Below are 12,179 nucleotides of genomic sequence, written 5' to 3'. Positions count from 1 at the left end.
TTACCGCAATGAAACCTTTCTCAACAGGACTGTCTTTACGCTTTTTTTGCAAAAGCAGATCGCATTATTAATAAACTATAATAAAATGATTAATTTTACTACGAAAAATAACTGCAATGAATACTGAAATCCACAACGCTTACGAAGTCATTAAAAATGGCGGAATCATTCTTTATCCTACAGATACCGTTTGGGGCATTGGTTGCGATGCGACTAATCCGGAAGCGGTAAAAAAAATCTATGCCTTAAAACAACGTGAAGAAAGCAAAAGCATGATCGTTCTGATGAATGGGGAAAGAATGATGTACAATGTTTTTAAAGACATACCTGAAGTGGCTTGGCAGATTCTTGATTTATCTGAAAAACCAACTACCCTAATCCTGGACAACCCACGAAATGTAGCACAAAATATCATTGCAGAGGACAATACTTTAGGAGTGCGACTTGTAACAGAACCGTTTTGCTTTAAACTGATGGAACGCATGAAAAAACCATTAGTTTCTACCTCTGCCAACATATCTGGGCAGCCTACACCAAAATCCTTCAAAGAAATAAGCCCTGAAATTTTAAAGGGAGTTGATTATGTGGTAAATCTGAACCACGATAAAATTTGTGACAAACCTTCGACTATCATCAAATTAACTAATGACAATCAGGTAAAGATCATCAGAAAATAAACCTGGTTAATTTATAAATATCGAATCCAGCATTTTGTAAACCACATTTGTATCGTAGGTCTGCATAAAATGGTTTACAGCCTGCTCGGATACTTTTGCATACAAATCACTATCTGATAATAATTTATGAATATTTTCAGCAAACTCCGACGGGGAATTTGTTGCTAAACATCCGTTATTGTATTTTGATGACAAACCATCCAATCCTCTTTCGTTACAAACCACAGGAAGCCCATACGACATTGCCTCAACAACTTTTATTTTCAGCCCTGTTCCTGAAAGCATAGGACAAATTGCAATCTTTGATTTCCTGTAATAGTCGGTTAATTCGGGAACATTGCCTAATTTAATGATATTCGGTTTATCTTCAATATGCTCTGACACTTTGCCGATTACGCAAATTTTGACATCCTTATTCAATAATGGATGTACATTTTCAAAAAACCATTTTGCCGATTTGATATTGTGTATATTATCGCTGGCTACATAAATAAGGTCGTACTCACAATCCTTTTTGGAGACGGTTCCATTAAAAGCAATCGGATGAGGAGCCCAAACAACTTCTTTGTTTAAAAATTGTGAGAATATGTATTTCTCATCAACCGAAATTGTCAAAATCTTATCGAACTTATTCAGTAATTCAAGTTCTTTCTCCAGAAAAACTCCCGTTTTAAAACCTTTCTCTTCCTTGTACTGCGCAGTTAAAAAATCATGGGTATCAATAATCAGCTCCGCTCCTTTCAATAATCCTTTATTCTCTATCAGATACGACCAAAACGCATACGAAATAATAACCTTATCGTATTTCTTCCTGCTAAGAATATCCCTGAAACGAGCAACATTAATCAATCTTCCTTTTCTGAAGTATTTTCTTAAAGAATAAATTTTGTTTGGCAAGGAATGTTCAAGCAGGTATTTTATTTTATTTTTCTTCCTTGGAAGCGAATCTAAGACAAATCCATTCGCTATCAATCCTTCTGCTTTCAGAATTTCGACGCCATTTTGAATCAGAAAATCACCGGACGCACAAACAAAATCAACACTTACCCCCCTGTCTTTAAAATATTTCAACAATTCTAAAGCTCTGGCATTGTTTCCATGTTGTTTTAATAGTAAGTTTTCCGGGTAAAAATAAAGTATCTGACTCATTCTCGCTGTTTCAATTTATGGTACAAAGCTAAAATTAATTCCATTTTATTTATAGAGAACAAAATATATTATATAATTTTTTTTCAACAAATGTAGTATTACTTTTACACAAATAACAAAAGCAGAAGTGCTGTCAATAAAAAACCTTTTTAATTTTCGTTATCGACTATCAAAGTGGTAAATTTGCATCGCGATAAAATTTCGGCAAACCTTCCACTATTTTTAAATTAACATCTAATAGTCAGTGAAGATAATTCGCAAATAACATTTGTCGTACAGACGAAATCTATCGGACTTAAACGTGAGATTTCTCCTTCGTCGAAATGACAAAACGGAAACTTGAAATGAATTACAAAGAAGCATTACAGGATAAAATTTTCAGAATCATTGCTCAGGCAGCTAAAGAACTTAACGTAGAAAGTTATGTAATTGGCGGTTTTGTACGTGATTTGATTTTAAAAAGAGACCATAAAAAAGACATTGACGTTGTTGCTGTGGGCAGTGGCATCGAATTAGCTTTAAAAGTATCCGAACTGATTCCACACAAACCGAAAGTCCAGGTTTTTAAAAACTACGGGACTGCCATGTTGCGCTATGAGGACATGGATATTGAATTCGTTGGAGCCAGAAAAGAAAGCTACAACCGTGACAGCCGCAATCCAATTGTAGAAAACGGAACACTGGAAGATGATCAGAACCGACGCGATTTTACCATTAATGCATTGGCGCTTTCACTGAATGAGACAACATACGGCGACTTAGTCGATCCCTTTAACGGATTGGCCGACATGGAAAACAAAACCATCAAAACGCCTTTAGATCCGGATATCACTTATTCCGACGATCCGTTACGCATGATGCGCGCCATCCGTTTCGCCTCTCAATTAAATTTCGAAATTGAAGCGGAATCCCTGGCTTCTATCACAAAAAATAAAGACCGAATCAGCATCATTTCGGGAGAACGAATTGTTGACGAACTGAATAAAATTCTGATGTCGGACGTTCCTTCGGTTGGTTTCCTTTTACTATACCAAACCGGATTGCTTGACATCATCCTTCCTGAATTAACTGCTTTAAACCAAGTGGAAGAAATTGAAGGCCATACACACAAAAACAATTTCTACCATACGTTAGAGGTTGTGGATAATATTTGTCCGAATACCGATGACGTTTGGTTACGATGGTCAGCATTGCTGCACGATATCGGGAAAGCGCCCACAAAACGTTACAACAAAAAACAAGGGTGGACATTCCACGGTCATGAATTTTTAGGTGGCAAAATGGCTAAGAAAATCTTTGTTCGATTGCATATGCCATTGAACCAGAAACTGAAATTCGTTCAGAAAATGGTCATGATGAGTTCCCGTCCGATTGTTCTGGCTGAGGATATTGTGACGGATTCTGCAGTACGTCGTTTGGTTTTTGATGCAGGTGAAGATGTGGAAAGCCTGATGACTTTGTGCGAAGCTGACATTACGACCAAGAACCCTAAGAAATTCCAGAAATACCATAACAACTTCAAGATTGTTCGCGAAAAAATCGTGGAAGTAGAAGAACGTGATCGGGTTCGCGTGTTCCAACCTCCTATTACCGGGGAAGAAATTATGGAACTTTTCAATTTAAAGCCTTCAAGAGAAATAGGAATTTTGAAAGAAGCCGTTAAAGAAGCTATTCTGGAAGGTGAAATTCCGAATGAATATCAGGCAGCTTACGATTTTGTAATGATGAAAGCAGAAAAAATGGGGCTGAAAAAAGTAAAATAGAAAAGATTAACTTCTATCCGATTGCATTTTAATTGAATTAAAAATAATTTTGCTCCAAATACCGCTGAATCTGAAATGAGAAAAGAAGACAAATCCGTTATTATCTGGTTATTATCTGGTTGTGTATTATTGTTCGTTATGGTAATGGTGGGTGGCATCACCCGATTGACCAACTCCGGTTTATCTATGACCGACTGGCATTTAATCACCGACACCTTTCCTCCGTTAACGGAAGAAAAATGGCAACAAGCCTTTGAAGAATACAAAAAATTTCCCGAATATCAGCTAATTAACATTCATAACGATTTTGATTTAAGCGATTATAAATTCATTTATTTCTGGGAATGGTTCCATCGTTTTATCGGACGAATCATCGGAATGGTTTTCATTATTCCTTTTGTTTACTTTTTAATCAAAAAAAGACTTTCTCCGGAAACTATCAAAAAATGCATTGTTCTTTTGGGAATGGGTGCGTTTCAGGGATTCTTGGGGTGGTTCATGGTAAAAAGCGGTTTAATTGACAATCCGGATGTGAGTCATTTCCGTTTGTCATTGCACTTAACTTTTGCTTTCATCACTTTCGCTTACACACTTTGGGTAGCACTGGATTTGATTTACCCGAATAAAATTGAAGTTATAAAATCATTGCGCAGTATTGCCAGAATCGCCTTGGTTGTACTTATCATACAAATTATTTACGGTGGGTTTGTTGCTGGTTTGAATGCCGGATTGATACACAATCACTGGCCATTAATGAGTGACGGTCAATTTTTCCACGAAAGTATTGTGTTGGAAAAAGATTCGTGGTTATTAAGACTAACCGAAGGGAAAAGCGGCGTGCAATTCGTTCACCGAACCATGGCATATGTAGTGGTTGGCTTGATGCTGTATTTGTATTTCCGCAGTAAAAAATATGTTCTGAACACTACTCAGAAAAAAGGCTTGACAACTTTGATAGCGATTGTTTTCGTTCAGTTTGCGTTGGGGGTTTTCACGCTGTTATTCCATGTTCCGCTTTGGTTGGGACTGGCACATCAGTTGGTAGCTTTCGCATTGTTATCCACAATGGTATTTACCTTACATCGCCTTAGTAAATAATACTTTAAAATATTAAAAGTTCAAAAGACAATTAAAGTAATTCAATTGTCTTTTGAACATTTTTTTACCCCAGCCATTCTTTAAAATCACTCACGCGCTCTCTCGCCACAATTACCTCATCGTCATTGTATGTTTGCAGAATGACTTTTAAACGGGAATTGCTGTGCAGTTGAATTTCCTTTATTGCCTTCATCGGCACAATGAATTTGCGGCTGACACGGTAGAAATCCTTAGGATCGAGCTCGGTTTCTAATTGCTCTAGAGTTCCATCCAGCAGATAATTGCGATTGTCAAGCGTATGCAGATAGGTCCCTTTGTTTTCACTATAGAAACATTCCACCTCATCAACATTGATCAGTTTTAACTGTTGACCGATTTTAACCGTAAAACGCTTTTTGTAGTTTTTATCGATTGGATTGACCAGCATCTTTTTTATCATTTCAAAATCTAACGACAGGTTTTGGGGCTGGTTTCGGGCTTTGAATTTGTTTACCGCTACTTCCAAATCGTCTTCATCAATCGGTTTTAAAAGATAATCGATGCTGTTCAGTTTGAAAGCACGCAGTGCATATTCGTCATAAGCTGTAGTGAAAATCACAGCACTTTTGATGTCTATTTTCTCAAAAATCTCAAACGACAAACCGTCAGACAGTTGAATGTCCAGAAAAATCAAATCTGGATGCGGGTTATTCTGAAACCAATCCAATGCTTCTTCCACCGAATGCAGCATGGTATCCACATTCAACCCTAATTTTTCAACTTTGCGCTGCAGCAAACGGGCAGCCGGTTTTTCGTCTTCTATGATAATGATGTTCATATCTCTAAGGTACAAAGGTTCTGAGGTTTTGAGATGTCTAGGCACTAAGGTTTTTTTATCTAAAGTCATAAATAGTATTGACTTTCTGCTTTTTGACTTCTGTTGTCTGATTCCAAAAGCTACTCCCACTTTTTATGTTCCTGTTTATCTTTTTCCATGAATTCTTTGATTTTTCGTTCTTCCCATTCTTTTCCAAAGATTAAATGATGACCAAAAACACTAACACCATGCGCCAGTAATCCAATTCCCCAAAAGAAAGCCGTAAAAAAGTTTTCAAATTGAAAATAGCTCTCTCCCGGTTTCAGATTACTTATATTGATAAAAACGATCAAAATATTCACCAAAACATAGACTATCAGGTGCGAATAAAAACCTTTTAACCGTTTTACCCTTTTTTGAGCATCTTCATAGCGTTCGTCGAAATTGTTATTATAATTTTCCATGATGCTGATCCTTTAATTCATTCTTCTGAAGCTCTTCCTCCTGCATAAAGTCACGTATCTTTTTCTCTTCCCAATCTTTCCCGAAAAACGGCATATAATTAAAAACACGTAGTCCATGCATAGCCACTCCGATTCCCCAGCCTAACATCGGCCAAAAAAACCATAAATGTTTTGGTGATGCCAATAGGTTAACCGCCAAAAAGAATATGTTTACACCGACATAAGCAGCTAAATGCCCATAAAATCCTTTTATTTCCTGGACTCTTTTTTTTGCTTGTTCCAGTTGTTCTCTTTCATTATTATTTGTTTCCATTATTACTTCCAATTTTGTTTGTCATTCTGCTTATGAAGTATTTCCCTGATTTTTCGTTCTTCCCATCTGGATCCGTATCCGAAAACACCAAAACCATGCATCAAAAGTCCCAGACCCCAACCAATCATCGGGAACCAGAACCACTGGAATTTAGGTGAGAAGTACAGGTTGATAAACACCAACACCGGAATAACCACGCAATACGATATCAGGCTTCCGTAAAAACCGCGAAGGGCTTCCACACGTTTTTTGGCTCTGTAATAGGACGAATCATCGTTTGTTTTATCTGCTGTTGTCATAATTCCGATTTGTTTTGTTAATAGTGGTAATTCTACCGTAAACTCTTTTTCGGTTTGTTTAATACTGACTTTCCTTTCCGTCAGAATTGCGTATCGGTTAATTATATTCTGTAAACCAACCCCTTGCCTGTCTTTCAACACTTCTTTTTTCTGCAGATCGTTCTGAACCACAAGACAATTCTTCTGTTCAAAAATTCGGATATGCAAAGGCTTTTTCTCGCTTACCACATTATGTTTCACCGTATTTTCCAGCAACAACTGCAGTGACAAAGGCACTACTTTGGCTTCCGGATTGTTTACTTTTTCGGGCAGTTCATAGAAAATGCTGTTCTCGAAGCGCATCTTTAACAGGTTCATGTACGTTTTGGCAAAAGCAAGTTCTTCTTCAACACTCACCAGTTCTTTATCCCTCTGTTCGAGGACATATCGGTAAATTTTTGACAAAGAAGACGTGAATTTCTGTGCGCTTTCCGGGTTTTCTTCAATCAAAGAGCTCAATACATTCAAACTGTTGAACAAAAAGTGTGGATCAATCTGATTTTTTAAACTTTCAAACTTCGCCGAAGCCGTTCCTGCAATAATCTTTTGTTCTTTAACCCTGTTTTCCTGATACGAACGGTAAAAAAACAGGACATGAAAAATCAGCGTTACAATAAATGTCATGATTGTGGCCACTAAATAATCCGAAGCCTTCTCTTTTTCTATAAAGCTTTCAAAAGAATCCCCTTCTATAACAACTTCCTCGAAAATCCTCAGCAGGAAGATAGTTAAAACCGACACTACAAAAGAGCTGAAAAATCCAATCAGTATCCTTTTAAAAGTAAACCTGTTATTTGTAAAAACCTTATCTAAAAAAATAAATACCAAAGAGTTAACCATATACAGGCAAACCGAATACAACAAGGTATACTGAAAATTCATCAGCAGATTGTTGTCTAAGGCAATCTTTTTACCTGTAAGCAAACCTACAAAGATCAGCACTACAAATATGATCAGTCCTAAAACAATCGATTTTAAAAATTCTTTGAGATACTTATTCATTGGTTACTGAATTTATCAGATTTTGATTTGATACCGCTTATTTCCCACAGTTAGCCAAAAGCTCTTTAGCACGTTCTAATCCCCAGCTTGGATGAAAAGCAGTCTCTGGCTTAAATTTAGCAAAAAGTCCGATGGAGCGCTCCACCTCAGCACACATAGGTTTTGTATCAGTTCCCCAATATTTTGCACCACCTATTTCGAATTCTGCCTTAGAGAAAACAACTCTTGGATTTTCAGGCGCAAGGGCTTGTGCTTTGTAATACTGTTCCATTGCTTTGCTGGAATATTTCATCCCGTTGGTCATAGGATCCTGAACAATATAAGCAGTGTAAATCAAAGCCTGAACCACCATCAGTTCAGGGTTGTTCTGACTAACCGCTGTGGCATTGTCTAAAGCCTGTTGTGCTTTGTCTAATAATGCAGAAGCTTTCGACTTATCCTGTAATTTAAAAACCTCCACAGTATTGATGAACGCTACATAATAATTAGGCAGCCAATTCGTTTTCTCAACAGAAGCAATTCGCTCGAAAATAGCAGTTGCTTCAGCTGATTTACCTTCTTTCCATAATCCCATTGCTTTACCCATTCCCTGTTCGTATGGTGAACTTGTGGCTGAGGATTGTGAAAATGCCCAACTGCAGATGAATAGTACTAATGATGTGATAATTCGTGTCATAATTTTCTTTTTTAGTTGATTAATAGTTTTTTAATTGATGATTAAAACTTCTTCTGATTTATACTCCAAAGGTATTTCGGTTTTTACTCCTTTAAAATTCATTCTGACTGAACTGTCGAAATTCGAGGATGAATTGTTTCTTTAGTTATCTAGTTTCTTAGACTATGAATTTCTTAGTAATTTAGTCTACAATCCTAATGCAACTCTCCAACTCAGTCACTCAGTCACTCTTCTACAAATTATCCAACTGGTTCTTGCTCTTATCTTTACTGATTGTCCAAAAGAACCCTATAAAGAAGAAACGGTCGGCCGGCTGTGTGATGGCTTGTCGTTGATATACCCCATCACTGTCTGGTGAAAGCGCATAATCATATCCAAAAATATTATCCCTTCCCAACACATTGGATATGGAAAAATACAAAATTTTCTGAGGCGAAAGCAAATATGCCCAACTCATACTCAGGCTATTGTAATCTTTTGCCTTTGCATTCATAAATGCTGTTTCATTGGGATTATCGTAAGGGCGTCCGGTAGCAAAACTATTTGTAATACTCAATTGCGATTTCCAATCTTCAATCCAATACTTAGTCACAACAGATAGCGTATGATTGGCCACAAAACTTGGCGTTACACTGGTTTCATAATTCTTATAATCACGTTTGCTGTCTATGTAAGAATACGAAATCCAGTAATCGAGATGTTTCACCGTTTTATTATCCCTCCAAAAAACATCCAGTCCTTTGGCATAACCGTAACCGTTGTTATTGTAGTTGCTGTTAAAAAGCGGTGTATAGGTATCGTATTTTACCAAATCGGAGTAATCTTTATAGAAGGCTTCGGCCCGCAGAGTTCTTCCGTTTACAGCATACATGTAATTCAGGATATAATGGGATGTTTTTTCGTAATTGAAATCCGAATTGAATTTCAGGTAATTCTGAACCGGATTCTGATGAAAATCACCATAAGCCAAAGAAACCTGCCCGTTTTTACTCGTTTTATAAGCCAATGAAATCCTTGGTTCTATACTGCTTTCATTAATATAAGAACTGTTCAGGGCACGCAGACCTACTTTGGCTGCCAGTTTTTTGGAAAAGAAAATATCCGTTTCGACATAAACCGCTGTTATATTGTTGTAGTAACCATCTTTAAATTCGCCTAAAGTGATATCGTTGTAATTTTCGTCGAAATCGGTAATAAAATAATCGCCTCCAAAAGCCAGATGAACTCTGTCTGAGAACTTTTTGGTTAGCTTCAGCTTCATGTGTGATGCATTTTCCCTGTTTTTCAGATTGCTCCTGTCGATCTCATTTTTATTTTGGCTGTAACCGAAACTGATTCCGCCATGAATGCCCCATCCCGCACCGAAATTACCTTTATAGGAAGCATTCGTATAAAAATTATTGTTTTGGGTGTCCACGTTTATGGGTTCAGAAAAATTTACATTCTTCTGATTCAGGTTGAAAGTCGTATAATCGAAGGCAGCATAAAATTTAAACAATCCGTTGTTAAACCCTTGTCGGAATACCGTTTCGCCCGACATTGACTGATAAGGCTTAACCCAATCCACATTTTGTTTAACGACTTTTTGATAAGGTTCTAAATTGATATAGCTCAAATTGACGCTTAAGGAACTTTTCTTCCACTTTTGGACGTTGCTGGCTCCCAAACCGACAGTCATGAATGAAAAATTCGATTGTTCATTATCCACTTCATTGATGGTATTCAACAACAGCACACTCGACAAAGCATCTCCAAACTCAGCCGAATAACCGCCTGTTGAAAAAGTCATTCCACTAAATAAGAAAGGGGAAAAACGTCCGCGTGTAGGTATATTGTTAGCAGTGGCATTATAGGGCTGTGCAACGCGGATTCCGTCTACATATGTCTGCGTTTCATCAGATTCGCCACCGCGTACAAACAGACGCCCGCTTTCCCCAACAATCTGCGCACCCGGTAACGTTTGCAATGCACCTATAATGTCGCCCGCAGCTCCAGCCGTCGTAACAATGTCCAAAGGCTTTAAGGCAGCTGCTTTTGAATTGTCGCCTGCTTTAAAAGTACCTGCCGAAATCACAACGGCATCAAGCGTATTTACACTTTCCTTAAGTTTAATGGTTTGCGGTTTGTAGTTTTCAATCACAATCGAAACTTTCTGCGTTTCAAAACTCAAAAAAGTAATTACCAATATCTGATTGCCTTTCTCGGATGTTGTAAAAGAAAAGTCTCCATTTACATCGGATGTCGCTCCGTCATAAGCGCCTTCTATAAAAACGTTAGCTCCTTCAACAGGTTTTCCTTTGTGGTCCGACACTTTACCCGAAATCGTGGCTTGCGAAAACAGGTTCATACTGCACAAAAAAAGTAATAAGGAAAAAAGGGGTTTCATCTGTATAATTTTAACAGAGCAAATTTGCGTAAGAAAAAACGGAAAACCCAAAAAATAATTCCGAATCGTCGTTTTTTAGGGATGAATTGTTTTTTACAGAATCTTAAATAAAACCTTATTAATTAAAAATCAATTAATTACAACTTTATTTAATAACTTTACAATCATATCCCAATGGCTTCAATAAAGTATTTGACGTTGGTCTTCTGCCCTAATAAAATGGTTTGTATACGACGGACTACACGGTTTTCAAGAACGTGCTAAACATTTAGTCAAAATCTTCTTCCCTCAACATTTTAAAAGTATGAAATTAAAATTGTCAAAAATGAAAACAATTACTTTCCAGCAAGCCCCAACAAAACATCACATACGGTTTATAATACTTCTCTCGACGCTGTTGCTGAGTATTAATGGACTAGGCCAAAACGTTTATTGGGCCCTTTGGGACGAATGGGCTAATAACGATTGGCAAAAATCGGAACGAACAATTAATACCTATGACGGTTCCAATCATTTAACTCATTCAATCGCCTACCAATGGATAACACCTCCAGGAGTGTGGCAAAATGCCCTTCAGATTGATAATGCCTATAATCCTGATGGTACCCTCCAACAATCTGTTGCTCAAGGTTGGGATACAGGAACTAATACATGGGTAAATGCTTTTCGTTCCACGTACACTTATAATGCTGCAAAAAAAGTACTTACCAATACTTCCTATTTATGGCTTGGATCCTGGGTGAACAACACTATGCTAACCAACACATATGATGGCAGCGGGTATCTTACTCAAACTTTGAATCAAAGTTGGAATTTTACCGGCCCCTGGAAAAATACCAGCAAAACTGATTTTTTCAACAACCCTTCAGGCACCGTAAATTACAGTGTCACTCAAACATGGAATCCAAGCAATGTGTGGGTAAACAGTAAAAGAAACACCTATACTTATACAGGGGCTAATAAAGTCCTTACAGATACTCAAGAAAACTGGAACGGCAGTGCTTGGGTGAATGAGATTAAGCTGATCAATGATTACAATGGTGCGGGATTTGTCACTATTGCATTATGGCAAAATTGGAATGGAACTACTTGGGTAGATAATAGGCGATCCCTTTACTCTTACAACGGAAGCAACAATGTAACACAAGAGGTCAATCAAGTGTGGGAAGCTCCCAATTGGTTAAATGTCTCGAGAGTAACTTTTGGTTATACTCTGGGAACAGAAGATTTTTCACTTGGAAAACTTTTAGTGTTGTATCCTAATCCTTCTGCTGACATAATAACCATCAAAACCAATGAATCTCTTGACAATACAAATTATTGTATTACCGATCAAACCGGCAGACTGATGCAAACCGGACAGTTGAATCCCGATATAACCAACATCGATATTAGCCAATATTCTTCAGGATTGTATTTCTTCCGTATCGATAAAAACTATAAAAGCTCCATTAAAATCTTGAAGCAATAATTATTATAATTTTGACAGCAATTGAAGAAGGGAACGACAATTTAAA

General features: G+C 37.3%; 11 protein-coding genes. 4 read left to right on the top strand and 7 right to left on the bottom strand.

Translation table 11 applies throughout. The annotated features are described in order from the left end of the window. The first annotated feature begins 116 nt into the window (after positions 1-116). Positions 117-677 (top strand): L-threonylcarbamoyladenylate synthase, encoded by a 561-nt coding sequence (locus tag FEDK69T_RS11505; protein ID WP_023574338.1) that lies wholly within the window; start codon positions 117-119, stop codon positions 675-677. A gap of 6 nt (positions 678-683) precedes the next feature. On the opposite strand, the gene FEDK69T_RS11500 is transcribed toward FEDK69T_RS11505, so the two are convergent. After that, the gene (locus tag FEDK69T_RS11500) at positions 684-1,826 is read right to left on the bottom strand and encodes a glycosyltransferase family 4 protein (protein WP_023574337.1); all 1,143 of its coding nucleotides are present in this window, start codon (positions 1,824-1,826) and stop codon (positions 684-686) included. Between the two features lie 344 nt (positions 1,827-2,170). On the opposite strand from FEDK69T_RS11500, the gene FEDK69T_RS11495 reads away from it, so the two are divergent. Together FEDK69T_RS11495 and FEDK69T_RS11490 are read left to right on the top strand one after the other, a co-directional pair. Beyond that, complete coding sequence (locus FEDK69T_RS11495; RefSeq protein ID WP_023574336.1) at positions 2,171-3,589, top strand: CCA tRNA nucleotidyltransferase; 1,419 nt, start codon at positions 2,171-2,173, stop codon at positions 3,587-3,589. A gap of 75 nt (positions 3,590-3,664) precedes the next feature. Then, positions 3,665-4,687, top strand: coding sequence for a COX15/CtaA family protein (locus FEDK69T_RS11490; RefSeq protein WP_023574335.1), 1,023 nt, complete (start codon positions 3,665-3,667; stop codon positions 4,685-4,687). A 64-nt stretch (positions 4,688-4,751) separates the two neighbouring features. On the opposite strand, the gene FEDK69T_RS11485 is transcribed toward FEDK69T_RS11490, so the two are convergent. From FEDK69T_RS11485 to FEDK69T_RS11460, 6 genes are all read right to left on the bottom strand, one after another. Further along, a complete protein-coding gene (locus tag FEDK69T_RS11485) occupies positions 4,752-5,504 on the bottom strand; it encodes a LytR/AlgR family response regulator transcription factor (protein WP_035629689.1) in 753 nt (250 codons plus the stop codon). Positions 5,505-5,623: 119 nt separating this feature from the next. After that, positions 5,624-5,947 (bottom strand): 2TM domain-containing protein, encoded by a 324-nt coding sequence (locus tag FEDK69T_RS11480; protein ID WP_035629688.1) that lies wholly within the window; start codon positions 5,945-5,947, stop codon positions 5,624-5,626. After that, complete coding sequence (locus FEDK69T_RS11475) at positions 5,934-6,260, bottom strand: 2TM domain-containing protein (RefSeq protein WP_023574333.1); 327 nt, start codon at positions 6,258-6,260, stop codon at positions 5,934-5,936. The genes FEDK69T_RS11480 and FEDK69T_RS11475 overlap by 14 nt, the downstream gene beginning before the upstream one ends. Before the next feature lie 2 nt (positions 6,261-6,262). Next, complete coding sequence (locus tag FEDK69T_RS11470; RefSeq protein WP_023574332.1) at positions 6,263-7,600, bottom strand: histidine kinase; 1,338 nt, start codon at positions 7,598-7,600, stop codon at positions 6,263-6,265. Positions 7,601-7,637: 37 nt separating this feature from the next. Beyond that, positions 7,638-8,276, bottom strand: coding sequence for a tetratricopeptide repeat protein (locus FEDK69T_RS11465; RefSeq protein ID WP_035629686.1), 639 nt, complete (start codon positions 8,274-8,276; stop codon positions 7,638-7,640). 232 nt (positions 8,277-8,508) lie between these two features. Then, entirely contained in the window at positions 8,509-10,662 is a 2,154-nt protein-coding gene (locus FEDK69T_RS11460; RefSeq protein ID WP_023574330.1) for a TonB-dependent receptor, read from the bottom strand. A gap of 325 nt (positions 10,663-10,987) precedes the next feature. On the opposite strand from FEDK69T_RS11460, the gene FEDK69T_RS11455 reads away from it, so the two are divergent. Beyond that, positions 10,988-12,133: a T9SS type A sorting domain-containing protein gene (locus FEDK69T_RS11455; protein WP_162147248.1), complete on the top strand. Its 1,146-nt coding sequence runs from the start codon at positions 10,988-10,990 to the stop codon at positions 12,131-12,133. Positions 12,134-12,179 lie beyond the last annotated feature (46 nt).

This window comes from Flavobacterium enshiense DK69 (assembly GCF_000498495.1).
GTDB classification, from domain to species: domain Bacteria; phylum Bacteroidota; class Bacteroidia; order Flavobacteriales; family Flavobacteriaceae; genus Flavobacterium; species Flavobacterium enshiense.
This window is presented reverse-complemented; position numbering and strand designations above follow the sequence as displayed.

Excerpts from the sequence above, each read along its gene's own strand:
- FEDK69T_RS11505 (WP_023574338.1), top strand. The coding sequence starts at position 117 with ATGAATACTGAAATCCACAACGCTTACGAAGTCATTAAAAATGGCGGA.
- FEDK69T_RS11500 (WP_023574337.1), bottom strand. The coding sequence starts at position 1,826 with ATGAGTCAGATACTTTATTTTTACCCGGAAAACTTACTATTAAAACAA.
- FEDK69T_RS11495 (WP_023574336.1), top strand. The coding sequence starts at position 2,171 with ATGAATTACAAAGAAGCATTACAGGATAAAATTTTCAGAATCATTGCT.
- FEDK69T_RS11490 (WP_023574335.1), top strand. The coding sequence starts at position 3,665 with ATGAGAAAAGAAGACAAATCCGTTATTATCTGGTTATTATCTGGTTGT.
- FEDK69T_RS11485 (WP_035629689.1), bottom strand. The coding sequence starts at position 5,504 with ATGAACATCATTATCATAGAAGACGAAAAACCGGCTGCCCGTTTGCTG.
- FEDK69T_RS11480 (WP_035629688.1), bottom strand. The coding sequence starts at position 5,947 with ATGGAAAATTATAATAACAATTTCGACGAACGCTATGAAGATGCTCAA.
- FEDK69T_RS11475 (WP_023574333.1), bottom strand. The coding sequence starts at position 6,260 with ATGGAAACAAATAATAATGAAAGAGAACAACTGGAACAAGCAAAAAAA.
- FEDK69T_RS11470 (WP_023574332.1), bottom strand. The coding sequence starts at position 7,600 with ATGAATAAGTATCTCAAAGAATTTTTAAAATCGATTGTTTTAGGACTG.
- FEDK69T_RS11465 (WP_035629686.1), bottom strand. The coding sequence starts at position 8,276 with ATGACACGAATTATCACATCATTAGTACTATTCATCTGCAGTTGGGCA.
- FEDK69T_RS11460 (WP_023574330.1), bottom strand. The coding sequence starts at position 10,662 with ATGAAACCCCTTTTTTCCTTATTACTTTTTTTGTGCAGTATGAACCTG.
- FEDK69T_RS11455 (WP_162147248.1), top strand. The coding sequence starts at position 10,988 with ATGAAAACAATTACTTTCCAGCAAGCCCCAACAAAACATCACATACGG.